Here is a 26834-nt window from a genome sequence, read left to right on the forward strand (position 1 = left end):
CGGGGTGCTACTGAGCGCAAAGAATGATCGCTTTTAATTAAAGGAGTCCGCGAATCTGTCGGATTTCCGATCTCCGCAATCATTAACTCAGGTAACGCCATGTCAGAAAAAAATACTTCGACACCCTGCTTGCGCCTGCTGGTTTCTCTGACCGCACTCTCGTGTTCGATGCTTGCCGGTTGCGGTGGCGGCATCACTGCCGTGACCGCATCAAACACGGCTCCGCCGCCGGCTGGCGGCTCCAGTACGCCTCCCGCCCAGTTTGCCTCCGACAACGTCAATCAGATGCCCGACAGTGCGTTCGCCACGGTTTCAGTCGCAGTATCAACACAAATCGCCGCGGTGCCGGTTCTGCCGAATTTTATCGGCTTGAGTTGGGAAAAGTCAGTGATCTATTCCCCGTTATTCCACGTGCAAAATCCAGGCGATGGCGGCAATAACCTCTATAAACTACTAAATCTGCTTAGCCTGCGAGGAAGTTTCCGGATAGGCGCCAATTCACTGGCCTATGCGGTGTGGGATCCGAGCGGTACCGGAGGCTACGGCGATAAGCCCGGAGATATAAAGGATCGCGGACCGTTGATAAATGGTCAGCCATCACCTGGTGGAAAAGTCTCGCCTCCCGATATCGATGCACTGGCACAGATGATCCACAACACCGGCTGGAACGTAATCTATGCCGTGCCTGCCTCGTATAACTTCTTCAAATCGGATCCAACAGCTAAAACCTTTAATTCCCCCTCATACGCGAGCGATATCGCCGCCGACGTGCAGGAAGCCAGTTACGCCGCGGGTGCCCTGGGCAGCGCATTGTATGGAATGGAGATCGGCAACGAACCCGACATCGCGGGTATCGCTTCGACCTATTACCTTCCCGACTGGCTCAACTATGCGAAGGCGATTCAAGGTAGTCCACAAAAAATCGCAAGATTTGTAGGACCGGCCACGGGCAGTCTCACATCGTCGCTTATCAATACCATCGTTTCCGATTCTGTTGCGAGCGGATTGCTCACACAGGTCACCGCACATCGCTATCTGGGCTCCGGCGCAGCGTCTAGCTCGACCATTGCCGACATGCTATCCAAGGCTTGCCCGTCGTCTCTGCAAACGAGCATGGCAAGCCTGGAACAGGCAAGCAAGTCAGTGTCCGATGGCTGGCGGCTTGATGAAACAAACAGCTATTACGCCGGCGGTCGTGTCGGCGTGAGCGACAGTTTTGCTTCGTCGCTCTGGACGCTTGAATATATGTTTTGTGCCGCCCAGCAAGGCGCACATGGCATCAATTTTCACGTCCAGGACGACACGAATCCGGAGCAGCTAGACCCGACGTTGAACGGCACTTTTCAGAACGCCTATACGCCGCTTCAGATTTCAAAAGGGCAAGTCACAAAGGTCATGCCGGTGTTCTATGGCATGAAGCTTTTCTCGCTCGCGTTACAGGCCGACAGCAATTCTCAGGGAGCGTCTGTAGTTAGCCCTCAGAGCGTCGTCGTTTCTGTTCCGGATGGTTTGCAGGTGGTTGCTTTTGCCGTCATCCCCAACGCCGGATCGAATGGCAAATCTCAATCAGCGAGTGAGGTGGAATCGATTGTGATTATCAATAAAGAACCCACCCAGGCGATCAAGGCGAATATAAATCCCGGGATGACATCGCAGAGCGCGGATTATATCCGTCTGACCAGTGGCCCCGTGTCCACGTCGGGCGCGACAGCCGGTTTGCAAGGCGTACAAAATTCGGTCCTGAATAATCAACTTATCAACGTAAACGGGAGCTGGCAGCCGGAGTCGTATGCTCCGCTAACCCCAGACTCAAGTGACAACTATTCGGTAAAGGTCCCCGCTGCAAGCGCAATTCTGCTTCGTGTGCGGTAAAGGCGAAAAGGCGGCTAGCGATTCTGCCAGGAAGGTGGGCGTTCCCGCCTTCCCGCAGAAGTGTTGTATGGAGAAATGAGGGCCGCCATAGATGTCTGACAACAGATATCAAAGGCATCGCAAAATGTAGCGCGTAACAACACCGCAATGCCTACGACCAGGCGCCGCAAGTCAGCACGACAGGTCTACTTTTGAACCGTACGCGGTCGAAACGCCTCGTCACTCCCCTTCTTGAGCCCAAGCCGCATTGCAAGCCGCTGATTCCAGCGTCCGATGATTCTGCGTTGCCACCGTCGTTCTGCCGCGAGCGCCGAGGATTCGCTTCCGCTCCATGCACTCTGCAGCAGAAATTTGCCGGCGGCCAGCGCGTCAGGCGATCGTTGTGCCCACACTGCTATCTGTGCTGCAGCAGCCGCCAGCGGATCGTCTTCGACCCGGCTCGCGAGTCCCAACTGGACCGCTTCCGCGCCCGATACCACGCGCCCGCTCAACACCAGCTCTTTTGCCACATCGATCGACATCAGCTCACGCAGGAGCGTTGGGCCACCCATGTCGGGTACCAGTCCCCACTTCACTTCCATCAATGACATCTTCGCGTCCGCTGCGGCAATCCGCTGATCCGCACCGAGCGCAAGCTGCATCCCTGCCCCATAACAATGCCCGTGGACGACTGCGATGACTGGAAACGGAAGATCGCGCCAGCCCATGCTCCAGCGCTGAAAAATATTCCTGCGTGGCGCATACAGCGAGAGCACCGAGCGCAAGAGCTTGCGCTTCGAAGAGAACACGCTTTTGAAATCCAGACCCGCGCAGAACGATGGCCCTTCCCCGTGAATAATCGCACCGCGCACAGTCTTGTCCCGACGAAGTCGGCGCTGCACGGCGGCCATCTCGTCCAGCATCGCGAAGTCCACGGCATTGTGCTGCGCCGGGCGCGACAGGGTGACCCACGCTACGCTGTTCGCATCGATCGCGAGCTGTACGCGTTGATTTTGCACTGCCACCTCTCTGGTTCGATTCTTGTTCGGGAATTCGACGGTTGCGCATGAATCGCGCTCGCGTGTCTACCCGCACGATACACCTCGACGTTTGCCGCGCCTCAATACATCATTGAAATCTCATCGAACAACGCGAGATTCAGATGCTTCGTATCGTCATCGGTGGGCTGGGGTTGTGAGGAGAATTTGGCAATCACCGTCTCCCTGGTGGGGTCGACGTATAGCCACTGGCCATGTATGCCGACGGCAAAGAACGCGCCGCTCGCATTGCCAACCTGATACCACTGGTTCCGATACCTGCCGTGCGGCAACCAGGCCACGAAATTTCCGTGTTTCCATGCCTCGAAGCTGCCACCGGCAAGCGTATCGTTCACCCAGTCCGCCGATACCAGCGTTCGCCCGTTGACAGTGCCCCCGACGCGCATCAACTCGCCAATCCTCGCGAGGTCGCGGGCAGTCATGCACAGTCCGCCACCCGAGCGCGCGGTGCCGACGATATCCACGGTGACACGGCCATCCTGATGAAGCCCTAGCGGTTGCCACAGACGCGTTGCCGCGAAATCTGCATAGCGTTCCCCGGATGCGCGTTCGATCAGAAGGCCAAGAACATCTGAATTCGGCGAACCGTACTGGAACGGCCCCCGTGATCGCCTGCGCCTTTCTGCACGGAAGCGAGAAAGTCGATTACCGTTTGCGGTTTTTCTCCGTCGAGTTGCGGATCCAGCAGCCCCGCCCTGCGGTAGCGCGCAAAGTCGCCGCGCGGATCCAGATAGTCCTCGCTAAACGCGAGACTGGTGCGCATGTCGAGTACGTGTCGCACCGTGGCGTCACCAAAGGCCGAGCGCGCCAGTTCCGGCACATAGTACGAGACGAGTGCGCGAGGATCGAGAAGCCCATCATCGACCAGCATGCCGGCAAGAAGACCCGCGACCGACTTGCTGGCCGAGAACAGGATATGCCTGCTTTGCGACGTGAAATGCGGCGCGTGGAAATCGGCGACGAACCTGCCCGCTTTCATGACGATGAGTGCATCGGTCGATGTTTGCCTTAGCACACCGGCAATCGTCCGGCGTTGACCGTCCGCTATGAACTCGTGCGCGGTCAGCGCCGTGGCGTCGATAGGCGGTGTTTCGATCAAGCCGGGCATCGCCCGTATGTGCGCGGTCGGGACGAGCTCATGAACATGACAGAACGCCCAGGCATTCCACGGTGCTTCCCGCCAGTTGCCAAGCTGGACACTATCCCGGCGAAACCCGTAGCGGTTTTCGAAACTGGAATTGACCATACCTGCTGCACACTCCCCTAAAAAACCCCTACTTACACCTGCGCGCGATACATCTCCGAGCAAACCTAATGCACGTGCTGTAGAAAATCGCGAAAGCGTTCGCTGGGCGGCGCCGACAACAACTCGGCGGGCTTGCCGTCGTGGACCACGCGTCCAGCGTCCATGAACAGCAGGCGGGAACCGACACGTTGCGCGAAACCCATCTCATGTGTCACGACGACCATCGTCATGCCGTCGTTGGCGAGTGTCTGCATGACCCTCAGCACTTCCTGCCGCAACTCCGGATCGAGTGCCGAAGTGGGCTCGTCGAAGAGCATGAGTTTCGGCTGGACGGCAAGCGCACGCGCAATCGCAACACGTTGCTGCTGACCGCCCGAAAGCTGCGATGGATAGTGATTCATCCGCTCGGCGAGGCCGACTTTCTGTAGCAGCGCGGCGGCGATGTCGCGTGCCTCTGCCTTTGAACGACCGCGCGCCCACCTGGGTCCGAACATGACGTTCTGCATGGCCGTCAGATTCGGAAAGAGGTTGAACTGCTGGAAGACCATGCCCGCTTCGAGCCGGATCGACCGGACTTCGTTCGGAGAACCCAGTACGCTGACATTGTCGACACGCAGATCGCCGCCGCTGATTTTCTCGAGCACGTTGATGCAACGAAGCATCGTCGATTTCCCCGATCCCGAAGGACCGATGACAACTGCGACCTCGCCGCGTTCTATGGCGAGATCGATCGGCTGCAGGACGACGTGTGCGCCAAACTGCTTCGAGGCGCCCTGAAATTCGATCATGCTCATGGCAGACGTACTCCCCGTTCAAGCACCCGCAGACCAAGCGCAAGCAGACTGATCACGATCAGATAAATGACTGCCACCGCGGTCCAGATCTCAACCGCCCGGAAGTTCTCGGCCATGATTTCCTGACCGCGCCGCGTGAGTTCGCCGACACCGATGACGAGGAAAATCGAGGTGTCCTTGACCAGACTGACGAACTGGTTTCCCATGGCCGGCAGCGCGCGACGGAACGCAACCGGCGCGATAACACGGGCAAGAACCGTACGAAACGGAATACCCATCGCGAGGCCGGCTTCGCGCAACCCGATCGGCACACTACCGAGTGCCCCGCGAACGATCTCCGCGTTATAGGCGCCCGAATTGACGATCAGCGTGGTGATCGCCGCGCTCGTCGCGCTGATGCGGATCCCCATCATGATGGGCAACGCAAAGTATACAAACATGACCTGAACGACGATCGGTGTCCCGCGAATCAACGCGACATACGCGTGAGCCGGCGCGGCCGGCAACCAGCTCCCGTAGGTCAGGACCACGCCCGAGAAAATACCGAGCGCAACACCCCCGACCAGACCCGCCAGCGCAATCACAAGCGTAAGTCGCAGACCTTCGAGCAGATCCGGCAGCGCGGAAACGACGACCGTCCAGTCAAAGTTCATGACGCCGTGTCCTCTCCGAACCATTTCAGATTCAGCGCCTTCAATCGTCCATCGGCTTTCATCGCAGCAAGCTGAACGTTTACCGGCGCGACGAGCGGGCTCCCCTTCTGAAAGCCGATCCCGACGTCTCGACCTTCGAGCGCCGGCAGCACGACTCGCACCTTGCCTTTGCCGGCCGTTTTCGCGTAGTAAAGCAACACGGGCTTGTCGTAGACGACCGCATCGGTGCGACCTGCTTCAAGCGCCAGCAGCGCGTTATTGATGCCTGGCAACTGTTCGAGTGTCGCGTCCTTGATGTGATTCTTGATGTAGTCGACAGCGATCGTGCCCGTTTCGGTGCCGATGCTTTTGCCGGCCAGATCAGCGGAGGTCTTGATCGTGGCGTTATCGATGCGCGTCACCGCGATCAGTCCGCTGTTGTAGTACGGATCGGAGAAATCGATGACTTTCTGGCGCTCCGGCTTGATGAATAGCTGGGAAATCACGACGTCGATGTTGCGGGTCTGCAGCGCGGGAATCAGGGCACCGAACTCCATCGGTTGCACACGCCACTTGACGTTCAACCCTTTCGCCACCTCAGCCCAGGTATCGATATCGAAGCCGGTATAGGTATCGCCCTGTTTGAACGTAAACGGTGGGCCACCTACGTTGGAACCGACGATCAGTTCCGCACTGGCTGCTTTCGCGAAGCGGGAAAGACCGATTGCAGGAATGGCAGCAAGGCCGGTTTGCAGAAGTTGACGACGATTCATAGGTGCCTCCACGGGAGATAGGCGATCGAGAGCCTTCCAGAGCTGCACTAGCTCAGGTCGTCTCATGCTGCTTGGCTGCTGCAGGTTATAGATCGCCGCTATAGACGCAGACGAGGTTCCGGTGTCAATGTCACCGTGAGTTCGATCTCGAGCAGACCACTGTCCGGCAGACTCGCGACGCCGACTGCCGACCTCGCGCATCGTCCGCTTTCGCCGAATATGTCGTAGAGCAACGTCGAGACGAAGTCCATCACTCTGCCGTGATGTCTGAAATCGGGTGTGGAGTTGACGAAGCCGCGCAGGAACAGGATGCGTTCCACTGAAGCGGTCGGTGCGGCCGTCGCGGCCAGCACGCTCAGTGCGCGCAGCACGCAGGCCTGCGCCGCATTGCGGATAACGTCGTCGGGCGTATTCCGATCGACCGGGCCTGTGACGACCTCATCACCGACGCGGCTCACCTGCCCGCTCACATAGACGATCCCATCGTGCACGACCGCGCCGAGGTACGCCCCGCGTGGCGACGGCAGCGCGGGCAGTACGAGACCTAACTGTGCAACGCGTGTAGCGATATCGGCCATCATGACGAGGTCCTCCCGTTCTGTTCGAGCTGGACGATGCCGCCCAGCCAGGAGCGATCCGGGCGCCCGGCGTAGAGACTGAAGCGAACCAGAATCTCCGACGGACGCTGCATGACACGCCCCTGACGAATCGTAATGACGCGATCGGATGCCTCGACCATATCGTTTGACAGAAGCCCGAAGGCGAGAGCCGATGCCGCAATACCGGTCGCCGCATCCTCCGGATAGCCCGAAGATTTCGGAAATTGCCTTGCGTCGAAGATTTGCCGGCTCGCATCCAGCGTGACGTAGGGATAGAGCCCCGTGGACCCGATCCGCTCGCATAGCGCTTCTACCTTGTCGAGCCGCGGTTCAAGCGCATCGAGGTCGCTTGCGCTGGCCAGCGGAATCAGCGTCTTGACGCGACTGGTGCACGCGTTTTGAATCGGCAGTGCGGCTAGTTGCTCGCTGACGATGCCGAGTACATCGAGAATGTCCGCGCGATTCTGTTCCGCGTCAGGCAACGCTTCAATACGACCCGCCGGTTGAGAAATCTCAACAGCAGTGGCACCGGTCGCATCACGCGTAATGCGTGCATCGACGCGGCCACTTCGAGTCCAGATGGAAACATGATCCCGCTGCAACCGCCCGATCCGCTCGAGCAGCCAGAGTGCGCCGACCGTTGCGTGTCCGCACATCGACATCTCGTGGTTGGGGACCCAGAAGCGAAACTCGAAGTCGCAGCCTGAATCCGGCGCTGCGGGAAAGACAAAACCGCTCTCATGGCCATAGTGGCGGGCGACCTCGCGCATCTGCTCGTCGGACATACCGGCGGCGTCGACGACGATCGGCGCAGGGTTACCGCCGCCGGGACCCGCTGCGAACACATTGACCAGCTCGACTCTGTGGCGTTGATGCATGACGGTATTGCCCCGCTGACCGAGGAATGTTTTTCTGTTCGGTCAGTTTAGGGGGAACGACGGCAGACTGCGCGTTCGAACGGGCCTTACCTTTTGATCGAACGGGCCATCGGTGTACGCACATCGGATGGCGAATGCCCACCGATGCGGCGCATGGCGCGCGCGAGTGCGGCGCCGCTGTCGAATCCGACGCGGAATGCCACCTCGCCGACTGGAAGATCCGTTTCGGCCAGAAGCCTGCACGCATTCTCGTAACGCGCCCGCTGTTGAAACTCACCGATCGACAAACCGGTATCTTCGCGAAACAGGCGGGTGATGTGTCGCCGGGAGATGCCGAAGCGCTTCTCCAGCGCATCGAGCGGGATGTTCTGGTCGGCGTGCCGGATCACGAACGCTTTCAGATCCGTAACCAGTGCCATGCCATGCTCGCGCGGCGACGTGGCTGGCATCGTCTTGCCGGTGATCACCTCGGCAATGCACTGCATCAGCAACGCCGACGACAGCGCATGGCGGATGCTCGAGTTACCGTAAGCGCCGATATCGCTGCGCATCGACAGTTCCTGTAGCGCGCGAATCGCAGAGGTTCGGCGCACGAGCGCCGTGGTGCGCGTGCGCCGGCGGAATTCGTTGAGCGAACCGGTACCGGTATCGAGCCGGCGAAGTGCTTCGTCGGTAACGTAGAGCGCGATGTGATTGTGCGCGCCGCAGCCGGCCTGAGTCTGGTGTGCCCTGTCGGCCGGCACCACCGCAAAGCGGTCCTGCGACAGCCACGTGCCTTTACGCTGATCTTCATGCTTGAGTTCGACGGTTCCGTGGCTCGGCAGGATGAACATCATACAATCGTGCCAATGCCACGGCATCGCGTAGTTGCCGCCGCCCGCGAGCGTGGCGTGCCCGTCGTCGGCCGCTATCAGCGCATTCCTGTCCGCCGGCTGGCGGAGTTCTACAAACGATCGCAGCATGGCGATGCCCCTTGCAACGGGAAGTGGGACACACATTGCCGGCTTCATGACGCCGACGGCACAGGAGCGTGCTCCGAGAGCAATTCCGCTGCCGTACCGGCGAAGGATACAACGTCAATAACTCATGGTGAGCGAAGCAAAAGCAGCACGGCCCGCTGCCGGCGAATGCAGCGTCTGCACGCCGTCATACCAGACGTACTCGTTGTAACGGTTGAGCAGATTGGTTAGCTGCACATCTAATGTCACCGCTTTCGAAAACCGGTACGACGCACTCGCATTGAACCGCACAGAAGAACCGAACTTGCCGGTCGAATTGGTCGGTTCGAGGTAGTACGCGCTCTGCGCGTTGCCCCATGTCGACAGGCGCAGGTCCGGGGTGGCCTGATAGTCCGCGCCGGCGGATACCAGGTGATTCGGTACGTGGTCTACCTGCTTGCCGGAGCTCCCCAGACTGGTTGGGCCAGGATCGACAATGCGGGCCATCTGGTAGGTATAGGCAAACCACACGCTAAGGTCGCGCGCGAGCAGCAGATTGGCCTGCACGTCGAAACCCTTGCGCTTCGTCTTGCCGAGATTGTCGAAGTCGCCGGTGGGATCGTTCGCCTTGCGGCGCACCTCGTTGGAAGCAGTTTGCTCCCAGTACGCTACGCGTCCGTCCAGCCGCTCGAACGGGCTGAACTTGAGACCGACTTCCCAGCCGTCGTTGACCGAAGGTGCGAGGTCCGTCACGCGCGGCGGAATCTTGTAGGCTCCCGCACCGACCCCGATCTGAAACGTCCGCCCGTAGTTTCCGTAGAAGCTGTAGCCGGACCACGGCGTGTAGACCGCGCTGAACTTCGGCTGCTGGATCACGCCGTAGTCGTTCATGTCGTAGCGTTGGCCTGACAGATGGTTCGTCAGATGGCCGCTCGCCATATCGACGCGGTAGGCTGGAATCAGCTTGAGCGTGTCGAACGGCTTGAAGGTGGCCTGCACATAGGCGCCTGTGGTGTCGTACGAAAACGTCTGATCGCGGGTTTGCGACGTGCGTACCTGGTCTCGCGTCAGCCAGCGCTGGCTGCGATTGTTTTGCCACTCGCCGCTGACGCCCGCTTCCAGCGCGAGATCCTTGATCCATGGCAACCCCGTCGTGTGGGGGCGGTACGTCAGGGAACTCAGAAAACCTAACTGCTGTTCATCCGAGAAGCGCTCCTGCTGGCTGACGGATGCGGAGAACCTGACCCAGCGGCGATCCCTGTAGGTGTTGAAATAGGCTTTCGACGACGAGGACAACCGGTCAGTCAGATCGACATCGAAATACGCGGCGTACTGACCGGTTTCGCGCGTTGCCTGATCGGTGTTGTTGAATGCGTAAGAGCCGGTCGGATTGCTGTGCGCGTCGGCCTGGGTCAGATAGCCCGGCTCGTCGGCGGCGGTTCGACCGTAACGCGCGGAGAGTCCCAGTCGCACTGCCGCGCTCGGGCTGTAAAACCACTTGCCCGCGACCCCTACCTTGTCCATGTCCGAATGATCCCGGTAGCCTTGCGAACGACGATAGCCGAACGCATAGTTTTGCGAGAACGTGTCGCTCTCGTGACCGGCGACTGCTTCCGCGTTGTACGTGCTGTAGCTTCCGTAACCGACGCGGCCTTTGGCGTAGTTGCCGCCATTCAGCGTCGTGATGGTCGCGTTACCGGCAATGTTGTGCAGGCCATAGCGGGGGTCGTTGGTGCCGCGCACGGTTTCCAGCGATTCGATCTCGAGCGGAAAGACCGCATCCATGAACGGCATGCTGCCATCGTTGCTGTTCGATGGAATGCCGTCGATCAGCAGTTTGACTGCATTGATCTCGCTCTCGCCGTTAAAGCCGCGAAACGAGATCTTGCCCGAGGTCGTGCCTTGATTGAAGTCGGTGAGCAGGACGCCCGGCATCTGGCCAAAGAGCTCCCACGGGCTGCGCACGTTCTGGTTCTCGATACGGTTCGCTTCGACGCGATCGACAGAGCTCAGGATGTTTCGTGTCGAAAGCGGTCCGGTACGCACTGCGCTTACCTCGATGGCGCCTAGTACGAATGTCGAGTCTTCGGTGCTTGCGGGCGCGGTTCGTTTCGATCTTGCAGCGGCGGTTCTGTCCTGCTCGCTAGCGGCGGTTTCGTCCGTATCGGTGTCGGGATCCTGTCGGGATAGCGGCTCGGCCTGTGCCGTCAACGCAATGGCGAAGCAGGCCGGTACCAGCCATTTCTCTTTGTGCTTGCGAATCTTCATTGTCAATACTTGAGGATGTTCCGCGCCGGATCAATGTCGGCGAAAAAGAGCGACGCGCAGTATGGAGAAACTCTTGGGCAGGCCGCTTCGACTCGCGAGCCGTGCAGCCTTCTTCGATGGACGTTGATGGTTTTTCTCAATCGCGAACTTTATCGAACTTGCGCTCGCGCTCATACGTCGCATAGCGCGGCAAATTGTCGCCAGAAATTGAGATGCCAGCCGAAGCCACCCCGGGAATTCCCTGGAACAGGAAGCTTGCTTTTTATCCCCTCGAGAATCTACTCTACTAACTCGCGTTAGCTAGGGTGTTTTGGCGATATTCGACGCACCGGTGGCTGTCAGCAGCCATTTTTTTGAATCTGCAGCTAACACGTGTTAGCTGGCCCAAAAAGTCTGATGAAAAGTCGATGAAGCGCGCCACCAGCCACCAGGTCGCAACCCTTGCAAACGTGTCCCGCACCACCGTCTCGTTCGTGCTCAACAATGTCCCCGGTATGGGGATCAGCGACGAGACCCGGGAACGCGTCCTCGCGGCTGCCCGGCAACTCGGCTATGTGCCCAATGCCATGGCGCTGTCGCTCGCGAGCGGTGCCACCCAGACCATCGGCTTGCTCATGCCGCACGACGATCAGGTACATGCCAATGTCGACGCCTACATTCCGCGCTTTCTGACCGGCGTCACGCTGACGTGCCAGGCAAGCGGCTACAAGGTGTTGTTCGAACCGCTCAATCACGCCGCCCCGGCCGGCGCGTGCCTGAACCTCGTCGACAGCGGACGGATCGATGGGCTGATCGCGCTGAACCCGCGTCAGGCCGATTTCAGCTATCTGAACGACGCCGCCGGCAATGGCTTCCCGCTGATCGTCTTCGGATCGAATCTGACCGGGCACGACAACGTCCACAGCATCGACGCGGACAATCGCGACGCCGCGCGTCGGGCTACCGAACATCTTCTTGCGCTCGGTCATCGGCGCATCGCGCACATCGCTTTCGCCCACGACGACTATCCGATCGTGCGCGAACGTCTGCTCGGCTTTCGCGATGCGATGCAGGCCGCCGATCTCGAGGTCGATCCCGCATGGGTCTCGTACGGTAACTACAGCGCCCAGAGCGGCGCCGAATCGATGCGCGCGATTCTCGCGCGCAGCTCTGGCGTGACGGCGCTGTTCGCAGGCAACGACACGATCGCATTCGGTGCGATGGCCGCGCTGCGCGACGCGGGCTTAAGCATTCCGGACGACATGGCGATTGTCGGCTACGACGACATTCCGCTCGCCGCGTACGCCGCACCGCCGCTGACGACGATGCGCACGGAGCCCTTCACCGAAGGCAGTGAAGCAGCCGCGATGCTGCTACGAATCATGGCCGGCGAATCGTCGGCAAGGGCACACGTGAAAGCGATCGTGCCGTTGGTGGTCAGGCGCTCTTGCGGTGCGAGCCCGACCTGAAAGCGTGTGCCGCAGAACGAAGTTGCAGTGATCGGTGGAACCGGTGGGCATGCGATACACCGGCAACCGTATCGCTATCTCTATCGTAGTCGACCAGAACGACATCCCCCGGAGGAGACAAGACTCATGAACAGCATCTCACGTGCAGGTTCGTCGAAACAGCAATTACGTGTTGGCCGTCTCGCTGCAATCGCCCTCTTCGCCTCGCTTGCCGCCGCACCTGGTGCAAGGGCGGCGACCACGCCGGTACTGCAATTCAACGATCAAGGTTTCGAGCAGGCCGGATCGGGCTACGCCTGTTCATCCTGGTGGGTTGTTACTTCCGGCGCAGGGTGTGCGACCAACAATCCGCATTCGGGCGCGCATCTGGCATTTCTCGATCAGGGCGACGGCTATTCGGTTTCGCAATCTGTTCAATCGACGGTCACAGGCTCCTACGATTTCTCGGCATGGATCGCAGCGTTGCCCAACGGCACTGGCGGAACGTTCTCGATCAGGAGCGGCAGCGCACCGGCGCAAACAATCACGCTCCCTGCAACGCTAGCCACCGGTGTGTACGTCAAGTACACGCTGCCGCGCATCGCCGTCACAGCCGGCGACACGGTCACGATCACGTTCGCCTCATCGAGCGGACGCGGCTGGATCAATATCGACGATATCGAAGTCGTGCCGTCCGCACCGAACGACCCGCAGATCACCTCGTCGAATCCGACCGTCGTGGCGATGTTCGACTGGGCGAAAGTGAAGGCCAATTCCTGGGTGCGGCAGACCGGCACGGCCGGTGTCGTCAACATGGATGAGAACAATCGCAGCGGCAGCGGCACCGGTGTCTACACACCGTCGTACTGGGCGGGCTATCCGTTCCGCTCGTATTACTACTCGCGCGATTTCGCCCATCAGTTCCTCGGCGCGCACATGCTCGGGCTCGATGTGCAGAACAAGACGATGCTCGAAGGTTTCGCTACCTCGGCAACCGCTAGCCGTGGCTATTTTCCGCTGTGGGCCATCAATTTCGACGGTTCGACCGGCACCACCGACTACAAGAGCGACACCAACTTCGTCCGCGAACTGCCCGCTCCGTTCGACCTCTCGCAGCGCATGAACGACGGCTACCGCTGGACCGGCGACGCCGACTACGCAACCAACCCTGCTCTGACAGGCTTCGTCGCCAACACCGTGAGCGCGTTCATTGCGGCGCACACGGGTCTCATCCCCGACGGCAAGGTACATGGCCGGCAGATCAATCTCGCGCAGGAGAACGGCGGCAACATCTTCCTCGGTGTAGCGAGCTATAACGAAAGCGCAGGAGACGATCCAGTCGAAGCCACCGACGCCGTCTCGACGCAATACCAGGCCTATCTCGCGATGTCCTCGCTCTCCGCGGCGCGGCGCGACTTTGCATCGGCAAGAACCTACGCTGAAAAAGCCGCCGATCTTTACAGCTACTACAACACGACGTGGAGCGTGCCGCCGTCGAACCCACTCGCGGTGATCCGCAGCTACAACATCGACTCGGTGGGCTCTACTGCATGGGGCTCCGAAATGAGCTGGTTCGCGCCGATGAAAGGCATCATGGCGCCCGGCAACCGACGCGACCAGTACATGTCCTGGCTCAACGCGACGGCCCTCACCTCCACGCCGCCGAATCTCGAAGCCGTCACGTATCTGCCCGACGCGTTCTTCACCGTCAACGACGGTACGACCGCATGGGCGTGGATGCAGTACGTCTATAACCGCATCAACGATTTGCATTCGGGCGGGTTTCTCAATGGCGACTATCCGGAGACTTCGTTCACGCTCGTGAGCCAGGTGATCGATGGATTGTTAGGCGTGCAGCCCGATGCGGCGCAGCGTGCAGTCTCGACGGTCTCGCAGTTGCCGTCCGACATCGGCTGGCTACAGGTGGCGAGTATTCCGGTCGGTAACGGCTCGATCACCTTGCGGCAGGACGGCAAGACTCGCAGCACGCTGACGAACACGAGTCAGACCCGCGCGGCGCCTTATCTGTGGCATGCCGGATTCCCCGGCGCCTATCTGTGCCTGACGGTTCGTGGACAACACCGGATCGGCCGGATCGTGCAACCCGAAGGCCGTCAAGGTCCGACGTTCACCTACGCTGATCTGACCGTACAACCTGGCGAAACCGCTGTCGTCGACGCACCGTCCAGTTGCCGTCTGAAAACCAACGATGTGAACGCATCGGCCACCACGGCAACCACGGCCTCCGCGCCGCAATGACGTCGTAACCAGACCCGCAGGCGGAGTTATTCATGGCAAGTATTGCGCTCAAGGGCGTCGGCAAATCGTATGGTCCCGCCGGGCGTCATGCGGCAGTGGTGCGCAACGTCGATCTGGAGATCGCGCCCGGTGAGTTCTGCGTGTTCGTTGGCGCATCGGGCTGTGGCAAATCGACTTTGCTGCGCATGATCGCCGGACTCGAAGCGTTGACGACGGGCGACCTGTTCGTCGGCGGCCGGCGCATGAACGATGTGCCGGCCGCGAAGCGCGGCATCGCGATGGTGTTCCAGAGCTACGCGCTGTTTCCGCACATGACCGTGTATGAAAATCTCTCGTTCGGTCTGACGCTGGCGAAGCTGAAGAAGAGCGTGATCGACGAGAAGGTCCATACGACAGCGCAGGCCCTGCAACTCGAACATCTGCTCGATCGTTTGCCCAAGGCGCTGTCGGGTGGGCAGCGGCAGCGCGTGGCGATCGGTCGGGCACTTGTGCGCCAGCCGGGCGTGTTTCTGTTCGACGAACCGTTGTCCAATCTCGACGCGTCGTTGCGACTGCAAACGCGCCATGAAATCGCCCGCATACATCGCGGCATCGACGGCGCATCGAGCATCTACGTGACACACGATCAGGTCGAAGCGATGACGCTTGCCGATCGCATCGTGCTGCTCAATGCCGGCACAGCCGTCGAACAGGAAGGCAGCATCGCGCAATGCGGGCCGCCGCTCGAGCTGTATCACCGGCCGCGCAATCGCTTCGTCGCGGGCTTTATCGGGTCGCCGAAAATGAACTTCATTGCCGCCCGGCTGGTGTCCGCCAGCGAACAACACGCGCAGGTCCGTCTCGACACCGGTGAAACGTTGATCGCATCGGTCGACGCACGACGCCTGCAACCGGGCGAAGCATTGACGCTCGGCATCCGGCCGGAGCACGCCGGCGTCGGTACCGGCAATGGCAATGGCAACGGCGCCGACGCGCAGCATCTGGTGCGCGAGGTCCGGTGGCAGGAGCGGCTCGGCGAAAGCACCTACGTCTATCTGGACAGCGGCGATCCGCTCGCGCCCTGGGTCGTCAAGCTGCCCGGCAACGCGAGCGCCGATGCCGGACAGCGACTGCCGATATCGATCCCCGCTACGTCGCTACATGTCTTCGATGCGCGCGGCGATGCACTGACACGCTGTACCGAAGATCTGGCACTTCCAATGGCATTTCCCCACTGACATATCAGAAACGCAACTGGAGGAGACACAATGAAAATGGCAAAAACCGCGCTGACCGGCGCCGCATCGCTACTGCTCGCGGCGGCGATGTCGTATGCCCAGGCCGGCACACTCGTGATCAATTCGAACGCGGCGGATACTTCGGTGAGAACCGCATTCGATGCGGTCGTGAAGGGTTTCTCAGCGGAGAATCCCGACGTCGACGTGAAGGTCAACACGTTCGACACCGAAGGCTACAAGACCTCGATTCGCAACTTTCTTTCCGCGGAACCGCCCGACGTCGTGACGTGGTACGCCGGCCACCGGATGGCGCCATTCGTCGATGCGGGCCTGTTCGAGGATGTGTCCGACATCTGGGCTAAAAACGGCCTGGACCAGAGCCTGAAAAGCGCCGCACCGGCTATGACGCTCAACGGCAAGAAGTGGGGCATCCCCTACACCTACTACGCGTGGGGCATCTACTACCGCAAGGATCTCTTCGCGAAGCTCGGCATCGAGCCGCCAACCACGTGGAAGGCGTTACTCGATGCGTGCGCGAAACTCAAGGCCAACGGCATCACGCCGTTCGCGATCGGCACGAAGCAGACGTGGACCACGGCGAGCTGGTTCGACTATCTGGACATGCGCGTGAACGGCTTCGCGTTCCACATGGATCTGACGAGCGGCAAGATTCCGTACACGGACAAGCGCGTCGAAGCCGTGTTCGATCGCTGGGACGAGTTGACCAAACCGGGTTACTTCCTTGCCAATCATGCGTCCTACACCTGGCAGGAAGCTGTGCCGGCACTCGTGAAGGGCGAAGCGGCCATGTACCTGATGGGCACCTTCGCAGTAGCGCCGATGAAAGAGGCGGGACTCGGTGAAGACCGACTTGGCTTCATGCCGTTCCCCGCCATTACGCCGAACCTGCCACGCGCGGAAGAAGCGCCGATCGAAACCGTTCATATCCCGTCGAAAGCAAAGAACAAGGCCGACGCACGACGCTTCCTGACGTATATGTCACGTGCCGACGTGCAGGCGAAGTTCGGTGCGATGACAGAGGAACTGCCGGTCAGCCGCAACGCACCCGCCCCCACCGACCCGTACCTGAAAGCCGGTGCGGCGATGCTGGCCGATGCAGCCGGACTCTCGCAGTTCTATGATCGCGATGCGCCCGCCGAGATGGCCAAAGCGGGTATGGACGGCTTTCAGCACTACATGCTGCAACCCGACGCACGCGAAGCGGTGCTGACGCGTCTCGAGCAGGTCCGTCAGCGGGTCTACAAATGACCGGACGGCATTCGGGGGCCGACGCATACCCGCACAGGCCCTCATCCGCGGAGTCCACCCCTCGCCGCAGCCTCGCGGCGTTCTGGGAGCGCCACCAGCGCTCGCTTGCGCCGTGGCTCTTCCTGGCACCGGCACTGATCGCATTCACGGTGTATGTGATCGTGCCGGTCATCGAGTCGCTCGCGCTGAGCCTGTACAACTGGGACGGACTCGGCAAGGCGAGCTTTATCGGCATCGCAAACTATGTCGAGCTGTATCACGATCCCGATTTCTGGGGCGCGTTGAGAAACAACCTGATCTGGCTGATCGGCTTCATGCTCGCCATCCCTGCCGGTCTCTTCATGGCGCTGTTTCTCAACCAGCAGGTGTTTGGCATTCGCCTCGTCAAATCGCTGTTTTTCTTTCCGTTCGTGATTTCGCAGGCTGTGATCGGGCTCGTGTTCAGCTGGTTTTACGATCCGACCAATGGCCTGCTCGCGCATCTCCTGCACCTGCTCGGCCTGCATGGCATCGCCGTGCTTTCCGACGGGCGCTACGCGACCTACGGCATCGTCGTCGCGGGTCTCTACCCGCAGATCGCCTACTGCATGATTCTCTATCTGACGGGCCTCAACAACGTGCGCACCGATCTGATCGAAGCGGCACGGCTAGAGGGCGCAAAGGGCTGGACGATGCTCACGCGCATCGTGTTGCCGCAATTGCGCCCGGCGACCTTCGTGGCGGTGGTCGTGACCGTGGTTGGCGCGTTGCGCAGCTTCGACATGATCTCGATCATGACGCAAGGCGGCCCGTACGGATCGTCGCGTGTGCTGGCCTATTACATGTACGAACAGGCGCTCAGCGAGTACGGCTTCCGGATGGGTTACGGCTCGGCCATCGCAACCGTGCTGTTCCTGATCATGCTGCTCTACATCGGCTTCGTGCTCGTGCGCATCTACCGGCAGGAAAAGGAGCACCGCTGATGTTTCCGACGCCCATCGCGCAAACCAGCCAACCGGTGCAATGGCTTTACCGCATCGCGCTTCCGGTATTGCTCGTCGTCTGGCTGCTGCCGCTCATCGCCATCGCGCTGACCTCGCTGCGCGGTCCCGCCGACATCTTCGCGGGCAATTACTGGGGCACCCCCACGCAGTGGCAGATTGCATCGAACTATCTCGCGATCTTTCAGGGCACGCCGTTAGCCCGCTATCTGCTCAACAGTTTTTTGATCACCGTTCCTGCTGTGATCGGTGCGGTCGCGCTGAGCTGCCTGTCCGGCTTCGCGCTCGGCATCTACCGGTTTCGCATGAACCTGCCAGTGTTCTTTCTGTTCGTTGCCGGCAACTTCGTGCCGTTCCAGATTCTCATGGTGCCGGTTCGCACGCTGAGTCTGCACCTCGGTCTGTATGACTCGGTGCTCGGACTGGTGCTGTTTCACACCGCGTTTCAAAGCGGCTTCTGCACATTCTTCATGCGCAATTTCATTCTGGAACTGCCGGGCGAACTTATCGACGCCGCCCGCATGGACGGCGCCACCGAGTGGCAGATTTTTCGGCGCGTTGTCTTGCCGCTCGTGCGGCCGGCCATCGCGGCTGTCTCGATCCTCATCTTCACGTTTGTCTGGAACGACTATTTCTGGGCCACCGTGCTGATCCAGGGCGATCACGCGATGCCGGTCACGGCCGGCCTCAGGGCGCTGAACGGTCAATGGGTCGCGCAGTGGCACCTGGTGGCCGCCGGCTCGCTCGTCGCAGCCCTGCCGCCCGTTGCCATTTTCTTTCTCAAGCAAAGAGACTTCATCGCCGGCTTGACCATGGGCGCCACCAAGGGATAAACGCATGCACGCAACACGCCTCATTCATCTGACTGGCGATGCCATCAGCCTCGTTCTCGAACCCAACGGCGCTCTGCCTGTGTGGCGGCATTTCGGCGCGAAACTCGGCGCGAGTGCCGATCCGCTCGCTACACCGCTTGTCGACGCGCTTGCCGATGCGTGGCCCGCCGCAGCTGCGCGGCCCCTTCCTCCGACGATACTGGCCAACGACCCACCGCTTACGTTGCTGCCCATTCACGGCCTGGGATGGTTCAACCAGCCGGCTCTCGCCGGCAGTCGACCTGCAAGCGGCGGCGACCTCGACTGGGTGCAGGATTTTCGCGAAGACGACCTGAACTGGGACGAGCACGCGTTGCGGATCGCGTTGAGTGACGACGTCGCGGGTCTTGGGTTGACGCTGAGCTATACGCTCGACCCGACTTCCGGTGTGGTCAGCGCATGGGCCGAAATCGAGAATCGCGCCGATACGCCGTTCCGGCTGGACTGGCTGGCCGCGGCCTGCGTTCCGCTTGCGCCTGGCATGGATCAGGTGCTGGGGTTCAGTGGCAGATGGACGCTCGAGTTCCAGGAAAACCGCGAGCCACTCGGTATCGCTACCTGGCGGCGGGACAACCGCCGTGGACGTACCTCGCATGACAGCTTTCCCGGCGTCATCGTGGGCAGCACACTCGCCGACGACGACGGCCCGGTGCTCGGCGCCCACCTGGGCTGGAGCGGCAATCATACGATGCTGATCGAGCCGCTCGCCGACGGCCGGCGACAACTCCAGATCGGCGAATGGCTCGCGCCCGGCGAAGTCGTGCTCGAGAAAGGCGCACGTTACCGGACGCCTACCGCGTATCTGTCGTTCAGCACGCAGGGGCTCAACGGTCTGAGCGCCGGTTTTCATCGGTTCGTGCGAGAACATGTCCTTGCGTGGCCCGGCGGCACGATGACAGCTCGTCCAGTGCACTTAAACACGTGGGAAGCCGTGTATTGCGAGCACGATCCGGAGGATCTGAAGTCGCTTGCGAGCGCTGCGGCGCAACTCGGCGTCGAGCGCTTCGTCCTCGACGACGGCTGGTTCCATCGGCGCGACAACGACCGCGCGGCGCTCGGCGACTGGTGGCCCGATGCGCGCAAATATCCGCAAGGACTGGCACCGCTCGTCGATCACGTGCGCGGGCTCGGCATGCAATTCGGCTTATGGGTCGAACCGGAGATGGTCAATCCGGATAGCGATCTGTATCGCGGGCATCCCGACTGGGCGATGCAACTGGAGGGCCGCCCGTTGATCACCGGTCGCAATCAGCTCGTTCTCGATCTGGCCAATCCAGCAGTGGCGAACTACCTGTTCGCGACGCTCAGTGTGTTGTTGCGCGAGTATCCGATTGCCTATCTGAAGTGGGATATGAATCGCGATCTCGCCTCGGCTGGACACCGCGGTCGAGCTGCGTATCGTCGTCAGACCGAGGCGTACTACCGCTTGCTGGCGCGCCTGCGTGACCATTTCCCCGCACTCGAGATAGAGAGTTGTGCATCCGGCGGCGGTCGCGCCGATTTCGGCGCGCTGCAGCACACGCATCGCATCTGGACTAGCGACTCCAACGACGCGCTGACACGTATCGGCATCCAGCGCGGATTCACGCGCTTCTTCCCGCCCGAGATCATGGGCGCGCACATCGGTCCCGCCGATTCGCACACGACAGGCCGTCGCCATAGCATGGCGTTTCGCGCGGCGGTGGCGTTACCGGGTCACCTTGGTCTGGAAATGGACGTGCGTCTGCTCGACGCCGATGAACGCGCCGAACTGACGCGCTGGATTGCGCTCTTCAAGGAGTGGCGCGGCGTCGCGCATAGCGGCACGCTCCGGCAGGGAGATATCGAACCGTCGCTGGCGTGGGTGCAGATCGTCGCTCGCGATCTCGGCGCGGCGCTCGTTACGGTTTATCGGCGGTTCGAAAGTGCGAATCGCTATATCGCACCGCTTCTCGTGCGGGGGCTCGATGCAGAGCGCCGCTATCGCGTGAAGATCCTGCACATGCCCGTGGCACCGCATTTTGCAAAGCCGTCGGGGCTTCTCGCGGCACTGGCCGATGAGGGTGTCGTGCTGTCCGGCGCGACGTTGCGCGATCTCGGCTTGCCGGTGCCGCCGCTGCCGCCGGAATCGGCGGTCGTGTTCAGTTGCGTGGCGGTGGACGATTGAGGGATTGTCCGGGAACGGGAAGCGCTGGTTACTCCGGCGCATTCTCGGTCCCTGCGATGTCGCCAGCGTCGCATCACTGCGCTTGACGCGCACCGGTCGATATCGGTCGCGACGTCGCCCACCACACAAACGCGGCCGCCACCGACAGCACGACGACAATGCCGAGCACTGCGTTCATCGCCGACTGGAACACGTGCACGGTCGAGATGAACGTGCCGACAATCGCAACGCCGAGCGCGGAGCCGCTTTGCCTGGCCGAATTCAGCACGGCCGCCGCCACGCCCGCGCGGCTCTTTTCGACAGTGCCGAGCGCTGGCGACGTGGCGGCCGGCGAAATGAAACCCGATGCCAGGCCGATCGCGAGCAACGGCAACACGGCACGCCAGTACGGCGAACTGGCCGTCGAAAGCATCATCCCGAGCGCACCCGCCGCATAGAGACCGAACGCGATACACATCGACTGCCGCGCGCCCAGAAGCTTCACGAACCGGCTCGACAGCAAGCCGCCGAGCGCCACCATACCGGTCATCGGCAGGAACGCGAGGCCGGTGTCGAGAGCGGAATAGCCGCGCACCTGCTGGTAGTAGAGGCTGAACGTGAACAGCATGCCGTAGAAGATAAACGCCGATGCCATCGACACGACCGTCGACCCCGAGAACAGCGCATTGCGGAACAACTGCAGCGGCAGCATCGGATTGCGCGTATGGGTTTCGATGAAAAAGAACGCTGCCCACGCGATGCAACTCGTCGCGATACCGAGGCGTATCGGCACCGATTGCCATCCCACCACAGGCCCTTCGATCAGCACGCCGATCAACGTGCCTAACGCGACGACAACGGCCACCTGCCCTGCCAGATCGAAATAGCGCGTGCGCGAGGCTGCTGTTCGATCCACCGAGAGCGTGAGCCACAGCCCCAGTAACCCAATCGGCACGTTTACGAAGAAGATGCCGCGCCAGCCGAACAGATGGATCAACAGCCCACCCACGAGCGGCCCCGAAGCCATCGCGACACCACCGCAGCCCATCCAGACGCTGATAGCCGCGGCTCGTTCGGCCGGTACAGGATAGGCATCGTTGATGAGCGCAAGCGAGCATGGCACGAGCATCGCGCTACCGACGCCCTGCAACGCGCGTGCAAGCGCCAGCGTGGCGAGGTTCGGGGCGAGCCCGCACAGCGCCGATGCAAGCGCGAATATCGCGAGCCCGGCAAAGTAGACGTTGCGTGCGCCGAGGCGGTCGCCGAGCGTGCCGCCCGTCATCAGCAGACTCGCAAACGTCAGCGTGTAGGCGTTGACGATCCATTGCAGACCCGCGACGTCGCTGTGCAGCGTGTGGCGAATTGCCGCAAGCGCGACGTTGACGATGGATGCATCGAGCAGAACGACCGTATAGCTGATGCTGGTCGCGGCCAGAACACGCTGTGCAGTGCTGCGGCCGGAAACGAGTTCGGCCATGCTCAGCGCCCGCTATCGGTGTGTGGGGTCATGGGGGTATCGCTTGGGCAGGAAGTGGCCCTAGCTTAAGTGTCTTTTTCTTCGGGATGCTTCGACGCGGATCGAAGCATATCGAAGCCCGCCGTTACCGGCTCTTTGTGACACCCATTTGAAATCCCCGCTCCAGAAAGCATTTCTGACAGAAACATCATCCTGAGATCACGTTGAGGATTCGTCTGAACGCCACACTGAAGTCACTCGGAGTCAATCACGGCACCGACCTTAAAGGAGGCTCAAATGAAAGTTCGAAACGTACTTGGGATTGGCCTGCTCGCCGCCTTCCTCTCCCCCCTGGCTTCCGCAGAAGTGGACCAGCACAAGTCAGCCCCGCACTCCCACGTGCACACCGGCGCTACGGACACGCACAAGAAGGTCAAGCCGAAGCATCACGGCAAGACGCGTGCTGAGGTCCGTCAGGAACTGATCGAGGCGCAACGAAATGGTCTCGTGCCGACGAACGACGTGAACTACCCGCCGAACGAACGCACCATCGAACGCAACAAGGCGCGCTATGCCGCGTACGAGCGCCACAACGCCGGTAAGTAAGCAACGTGGCGCTTGTGAGCGCCTTACTACTCAATCGGGAAGATGCGTCAATGGGCGCATGCCTGTCCCACAGATAACTGGAGTCGTACATGAAATCCATCACCACGCTCATCCTTGCTTCGGCCCTGCTCTTTTCTACTGCGGCCGTTCAGGCTCAAGGTCTCACACGCGCTGAAGTCAAACAGCAACTCATCGAAGCCCAGGCCAACGGGCTCGGCTACGTGACCGACGCGTCCTATCCGGCGGTTCATCCGATCTACGAACACCTGGTCAAGGCGCAAGCGGCAAAGAGCAGCTACGGCGGTGTGCCTGCCGGATCGCAGCAAGCTGGAGAGAAGCCGCACGGGCTGCCGATGCCGCACGGCAACCCGCACTGCGTCGGACCGGTTAGCTTCTGCAATATCTACTTCGGCTCGTAAATGCAGCTTGACTGGCACGGCGACGAAAGCGAAAGCCGGATGATGCATGTAGTTGCCGCACTCATCCGGCGCTGTGAGATTTCGCTAGCTGTGCCGTTTCTCTTGCCGGCTGGATCTAAGGCCGCTTGAAACTCAGCACGAACGCCGTGCGCACACCAGGCTCGCTTGTCACCGAGCACTCGCCATCGTGTTCGTCCATGATTGAACTGACGATCGCCAGTCCGAGCCCCGAACCCAACGCCGATTCATGGCGCGCCGGATCGACCCGGTAAAAGCGATCGAAAATACGCCCGAGATGCTCGGCGCCGATACCCGGCCCAGTATCGACAACGGCGACTTCCGATACCGCGTCGCGCTCCGTACACTGCACGAGGATTTCGCTGCCCATCGGCGCATGCGCGAGCGCATTCGATATCAGGTTGCTCAACGCGCGCTGCACGAGCAACTGGTTCCCGTCGATCTGCGCTTTCCCCGTTACGCGAATAGCGACACCCTTCTCGCTGGCAAGCGTCTCGTAGTATCCAGCAACCCGCGCTGCTTCCTCATGCGTATCTATCCGCACGAAGTTCACGCGATCCGCGCGATTTTCGGATCGCGCGAGGAACAGCATGTCATCGATCATCCTTGACAGGCGTTGCGTTTCATCAATGCCCGATTCGATCACGGTGCGGTACTCGTGTGATTCCCGTGGTCTCGACAAAGCCACCTGAGACTCGGCGAGCAGGTTGGTTAGCGGCGTTCGCATGTCGTGAGCGAGATCGGAGGAAAAGCGCGACAGGCGCGCGAAGGAATCGTCGAGGCGCTGCAGCATCCGGTTGAATGCCTGGTTCAGTGCGAGCATCTCATCGGCCATGAGAATGTCCGGCAACGGTTGTATCAACTTGCTGCACGACACCTGATCGGCGCGCGCCGCGAGCAACTTCAGCGGCCGTAGACCAAACTTCGCAAGTGCATACGCGATCAGCGCGGAAGCAATCGCACCAAGCAGGGTGACCAGCATGACGTTGATCGAATAGGTACGAAGCAAGGCCGCCTGACGGCTACCGTCGTACTGAACCACCACACGAACGGCGCGACCCTCCGAACCCACCAGCGGCACCGACTCGCTGACGTAGCGGAACACGCCGTAGGTTCGATCGACAGCTCGCGGACGATCGCGGCCCGAATCGACGAGGATGCCCTCACGCAGCCTGAAGCGCGCAGTGCGCACGAGTTCGCGCCCGTCCGCGGCATAGATCGCCATTTCGATGTTGTCGTGCGCATGGAATGGATCGAACCACGCGGGACCATGACTCGCAACAGACTCTTCGCTGTGCTCCGTGACGAGGTGCGAACGCGTCGCGGACAACGTCATATAGATCTGCTGTGCAGCGTCGGCGGTGATGTTCTGCTTGAGCGCCGCGTACAGACACAACCCGTTGAAGGCGAGCAGGATCGAGCTCGCGAGCGCGAACAGGATGGCCAGTCGAACGCTCAGCGTACGTGGCAGAAACCAGTAGGTCATCCGTTTCACTCGCGACACTCCAGCACATATCCCATGCCGCGCACCGTGTGGATCAGCTTGGTCGGATACAGATCGTCGATCTTCGCCCGGACCCGTCTCACGGCGGAATCGACGACGTTGGTGTCGCTGCTGAAGTTGATGTCCCAGACCTGCGACGCGATGGTCGAGCGCGGCAGTACCTCGCCTTCGCGCCGCATGAGCAACCACAGCAGCGTGAATTCCTTCGCGGTAAGAAGAATCGTATCGCCCTGGCGTGTCGCCTTACGACGCGTGATATCGAGTTCAAGATCGGCCACCTGCAGAACCGACGGATCGCGGCCCTTCCCTCTGCGCAGGATCGTGCGAATGCGCGCGAGCAGTTCGACGAAATCGAAGGGCTTCACGACGTAATCGTCGGCGCCCATCTCGAGACCTTTAACCTTGTCGCTGGTGTCGCCGCGGGCCGTGAGCAACAGCACCGGCGTCATGTGTGTGCGTCTTAACGCGGACAGCACCGACCATCCATCGAGACCCGGGAGCATGACGTCGAGCACGACGAGGTCATAAGCCTCGGTGCTCGCCTGGTGCAGGCCGGTCACGCCGTCGTGCACCCAGTCCGTCACAAAACCCGCTTCATTCAGGCCTTTTTGCAGATACGCCCCTGTTTTAACCTCGTCTTCAACGATCAGAATTCGCATTTCTATTTTTTCCATTGCAGGTATTGCACAGCGCGTTAGCACATGACGAATTTCTCATCTGGCGGTCATGCACGCGCACTGGGTCATCGCTAGATTAGGTCACTGAAGTCTCGATGTATGCGCCTTCGCTAGCGGATACATCGTCTCGATTCAGGCCTGTTGATCCGCCGGCAAGCGGAGCGATGAAGGCAAATTGTAATAAAAGTCCACTGCAACAGACATCCATCCGACCGTGTAGTTCCGCGCAAGCGGACAACACATCACTGGAGCACCCAATGAACCGCACGAAACGCATGCTGCTGGAAAACATTGCATGGGCCACCGAATCGGCGCACGGCGATCCGGCATTTTTCGAGGGTCTGGCACTCGGCCAGAGTCCCAAAGCACTCTGGATCGGCTGTTCGGATAGCCGCGTGCCTGCAGAGATCGTCACAAATTGCTCGCCCGGCGATCTATTCGTTCACCGCAACATCGCGAACCTGTTTTCGCCTACCGACGACAACGCCATGAGCGTGCTTGAGTACGCAGTCAAGGTCCTGAAGGTGCCGGACATCATCGTCTGCGGGCACTATGGCTGCGGCGGCGTCAAGGCTGCGCTGCTACCCGTGCCGTCGGATCTGCCGCATGTCGCGAGGCGTATTGCGCCGTTGTGCTCGCTTGCCCACACGCACGACGAGGAACTGGAGGAGCTCGCGGGTATCGACGAGCGGGTCAACCGTCTGGCGGAACTCAACGTGATGGCGCAGGTCCGCGCGATCCGCGCCACTTCGATCGTGCGCGACGCCGATCATGCACCGCGCGTGCACGGCTGGATTTTCGGGCTGCACGACGGCCGTATCAAAGTGCTGATGTCCGGAGATCCTCATCTGCCGCACGGTGCGACAAGTAGCCGCATGGTGTCGGTACGCGAGTATCTGCATGCGGTGGAGACGATGGCTCGTTGATAGCGCGATGTTCCAGTCGCGTGCCTGACATCGACCTTTTAT

24 protein-coding genes are annotated in these 26834 nt (G+C 60.8%); 11 read left to right on the plus strand and 13 right to left on the minus strand.

The window, feature by feature from the left end:
- Window positions 1–99: 99 nt before the first annotated feature.
- Window positions 100–1872 (plus strand): hypothetical protein, encoded by a 1773-nt coding sequence (locus FNZ07_RS11460; protein ID WP_143097995.1) that lies wholly within the window; start codon window positions 100–102, stop codon window positions 1870–1872.
- Between the two features lie 185 nt (window positions 1873–2057).
- On the opposite strand, the gene FNZ07_RS11465 is transcribed toward FNZ07_RS11460, so the two are convergent.
- From FNZ07_RS11465 to FNZ07_RS11505, 10 genes are all read right to left on the minus strand, one after another.
- Window positions 2058–2870 carry a crotonase/enoyl-CoA hydratase family protein gene (locus FNZ07_RS11465; RefSeq protein ID WP_211367827.1) on the minus strand — a complete coding sequence of 271 codons (813 nt, stop codon included), beginning with the start codon at window positions 2868–2870 and terminating at the stop codon, window positions 2058–2060.
- Between the two features lie 101 nt (window positions 2871–2971).
- Window positions 2972–3466, minus strand: coding sequence for a serine hydrolase (locus FNZ07_RS34270; protein WP_409373391.1), 495 nt, complete (start codon window positions 3464–3466; stop codon window positions 2972–2974).
- On the minus strand, window positions 3463–4155 hold the full coding sequence (locus FNZ07_RS34375) for a serine hydrolase domain-containing protein (protein WP_211367829.1): 693 nt from the start codon (window positions 4153–4155) through the stop codon (window positions 3463–3465). The genes FNZ07_RS34270 and FNZ07_RS34375 overlap by 4 nt, the downstream gene beginning before the upstream one ends.
- 65 nt (window positions 4156–4220) lie before the next feature.
- Window positions 4221–4949, minus strand: a complete 729-nt coding sequence (gene glnQ / locus FNZ07_RS11475; protein WP_091006410.1) for a glutamine ABC transporter ATP-binding protein GlnQ — start codon at window positions 4947–4949, stop codon at window positions 4221–4223.
- Entirely contained in the window at window positions 4946–5602 is a 657-nt protein-coding gene (locus FNZ07_RS11480) for an ABC transporter permease subunit (protein WP_091006412.1), read from the minus strand. The genes glnQ and FNZ07_RS11480 overlap by 4 nt, the downstream gene beginning before the upstream one ends.
- Complete coding sequence (locus tag FNZ07_RS11485) at window positions 5599–6354, minus strand: transporter substrate-binding domain-containing protein (RefSeq protein ID WP_091006414.1); 756 nt, start codon at window positions 6352–6354, stop codon at window positions 5599–5601. The genes FNZ07_RS11480 and FNZ07_RS11485 overlap by 4 nt, the downstream gene beginning before the upstream one ends.
- Window positions 6355–6452: 98 nt before the next feature.
- Window positions 6453–6935, minus strand: coding sequence for a RidA family protein (locus FNZ07_RS11490; protein ID WP_245811284.1), 483 nt, complete (start codon window positions 6933–6935; stop codon window positions 6453–6455).
- The gene (locus FNZ07_RS11495) at window positions 6932–7831 is read right to left on the minus strand and encodes a PhzF family phenazine biosynthesis protein (protein ID WP_091006418.1); all 900 of its coding nucleotides are present in this window, start codon (window positions 7829–7831) and stop codon (window positions 6932–6934) included. The genes FNZ07_RS11490 and FNZ07_RS11495 overlap by 4 nt, the downstream gene beginning before the upstream one ends.
- A gap of 86 nt (window positions 7832–7917) precedes the next feature.
- Entirely contained in the window at window positions 7918–8793 is an 876-nt protein-coding gene (locus FNZ07_RS11500) for a helix-turn-helix domain-containing protein (RefSeq protein WP_170275719.1), read from the minus strand.
- 114 nt (window positions 8794–8907) lie between these two features.
- Window positions 8908–11037 carry a TonB-dependent receptor gene (locus FNZ07_RS11505; protein ID WP_091006421.1) on the minus strand — a complete coding sequence of 710 codons (2130 nt, stop codon included), beginning with the start codon at window positions 11035–11037 and terminating at the stop codon, window positions 8908–8910.
- A gap of 407 nt (window positions 11038–11444) precedes the next feature.
- On the opposite strand from FNZ07_RS11505, the gene FNZ07_RS11510 reads away from it, so the two are divergent.
- From FNZ07_RS11510 to FNZ07_RS11540, 7 genes are all read left to right on the plus strand, one after another.
- Window positions 11445–12485: a LacI family DNA-binding transcriptional regulator gene (locus FNZ07_RS11510; protein WP_091006423.1), complete on the plus strand. Its 1041-nt coding sequence runs from the start codon at window positions 11445–11447 to the stop codon at window positions 12483–12485.
- A gap of 126 nt (window positions 12486–12611) precedes the next feature.
- Window positions 12612–14723 carry a carbohydrate-binding protein gene (locus tag FNZ07_RS34030; protein ID WP_245811285.1) on the plus strand — a complete coding sequence of 704 codons (2112 nt, stop codon included), beginning with the start codon at window positions 12612–12614 and terminating at the stop codon, window positions 14721–14723.
- Between the two features lie 32 nt (window positions 14724–14755).
- Window positions 14756–15940, plus strand: coding sequence for an ABC transporter ATP-binding protein (locus FNZ07_RS11520; protein WP_091006424.1), 1185 nt, complete (start codon window positions 14756–14758; stop codon window positions 15938–15940).
- Window positions 15941–16027: 87 nt separating this feature from the next.
- Window positions 16028–17209, plus strand: a complete 1182-nt coding sequence (locus FNZ07_RS11525) for an ABC transporter substrate-binding protein (protein ID WP_322788629.1) — start codon at window positions 16028–16030, stop codon at window positions 17207–17209.
- Window positions 17206–18171 carry a carbohydrate ABC transporter permease gene (locus tag FNZ07_RS11530; RefSeq protein WP_091006428.1) on the plus strand — a complete coding sequence of 322 codons (966 nt, stop codon included), beginning with the start codon at window positions 17206–17208 and terminating at the stop codon, window positions 18169–18171. The genes FNZ07_RS11525 and FNZ07_RS11530 overlap by 4 nt, the downstream gene beginning before the upstream one ends.
- Entirely contained in the window at window positions 18171–19022 is an 852-nt protein-coding gene (locus tag FNZ07_RS11535; protein ID WP_091006430.1) for a carbohydrate ABC transporter permease, read from the plus strand. The genes FNZ07_RS11530 and FNZ07_RS11535 overlap by 1 nt, the downstream gene beginning before the upstream one ends.
- A 4-nt stretch (window positions 19023–19026) precedes the next feature.
- Window positions 19027–21207 carry an alpha-galactosidase gene (locus FNZ07_RS11540; RefSeq protein WP_091006432.1) on the plus strand — a complete coding sequence of 727 codons (2181 nt, stop codon included), beginning with the start codon at window positions 19027–19029 and terminating at the stop codon, window positions 21205–21207.
- 73 nt (window positions 21208–21280) lie between these two features.
- Here FNZ07_RS11540 and FNZ07_RS11545 read toward each other — a convergent pair whose 3' ends face one another.
- The gene (locus tag FNZ07_RS11545) at window positions 21281–22663 is read right to left on the minus strand and encodes an MFS transporter (RefSeq protein WP_091006433.1); all 1383 of its coding nucleotides are present in this window, start codon (window positions 22661–22663) and stop codon (window positions 21281–21283) included.
- A gap of 276 nt (window positions 22664–22939) precedes the next feature.
- Between FNZ07_RS11545 and FNZ07_RS11550 the strand changes: the two genes are divergently transcribed.
- Together FNZ07_RS11550 and FNZ07_RS11555 are read left to right on the plus strand one after the other, a co-directional pair.
- Window positions 22940–23248 carry a DUF4148 domain-containing protein gene (locus FNZ07_RS11550; RefSeq protein WP_091006435.1) on the plus strand — a complete coding sequence of 103 codons (309 nt, stop codon included), beginning with the start codon at window positions 22940–22942 and terminating at the stop codon, window positions 23246–23248.
- An 89-nt stretch (window positions 23249–23337) separates the two neighbouring features.
- Window positions 23338–23667 carry a DUF4148 domain-containing protein gene (locus FNZ07_RS11555; protein ID WP_091006438.1) on the plus strand — a complete coding sequence of 110 codons (330 nt, stop codon included), beginning with the start codon at window positions 23338–23340 and terminating at the stop codon, window positions 23665–23667.
- A 115-nt stretch (window positions 23668–23782) separates the two neighbouring features.
- Here the strand turns inward: FNZ07_RS11555 and FNZ07_RS11560 are convergent, their stop codons facing one another.
- Complete coding sequence (locus FNZ07_RS11560) at window positions 23783–25171, minus strand: heavy metal sensor histidine kinase (RefSeq protein WP_091006440.1); 1389 nt, start codon at window positions 25169–25171, stop codon at window positions 23783–23785.
- A gap of 5 nt (window positions 25172–25176) precedes the next feature.
- Complete coding sequence (gene irlR / locus FNZ07_RS11565) at window positions 25177–25848, minus strand: heavy metal response regulator transcription factor IrlR (protein WP_091006442.1); 672 nt, start codon at window positions 25846–25848, stop codon at window positions 25177–25179.
- 275 nt (window positions 25849–26123) lie between these two features.
- On the opposite strand from irlR, the gene FNZ07_RS11570 reads away from it, so the two are divergent.
- Window positions 26124–26792 (plus strand): carbonic anhydrase, encoded by a 669-nt coding sequence (locus FNZ07_RS11570; RefSeq protein WP_091006444.1) that lies wholly within the window; start codon window positions 26124–26126, stop codon window positions 26790–26792.
- The last annotated feature ends 42 nt before the right edge of the window (window positions 26793–26834 follow it).

The organism is Paraburkholderia megapolitana, assembly GCF_007556815.1.
GTDB lineage: Bacteria > Pseudomonadota > Gammaproteobacteria > Burkholderiales > Burkholderiaceae > Paraburkholderia > Paraburkholderia megapolitana.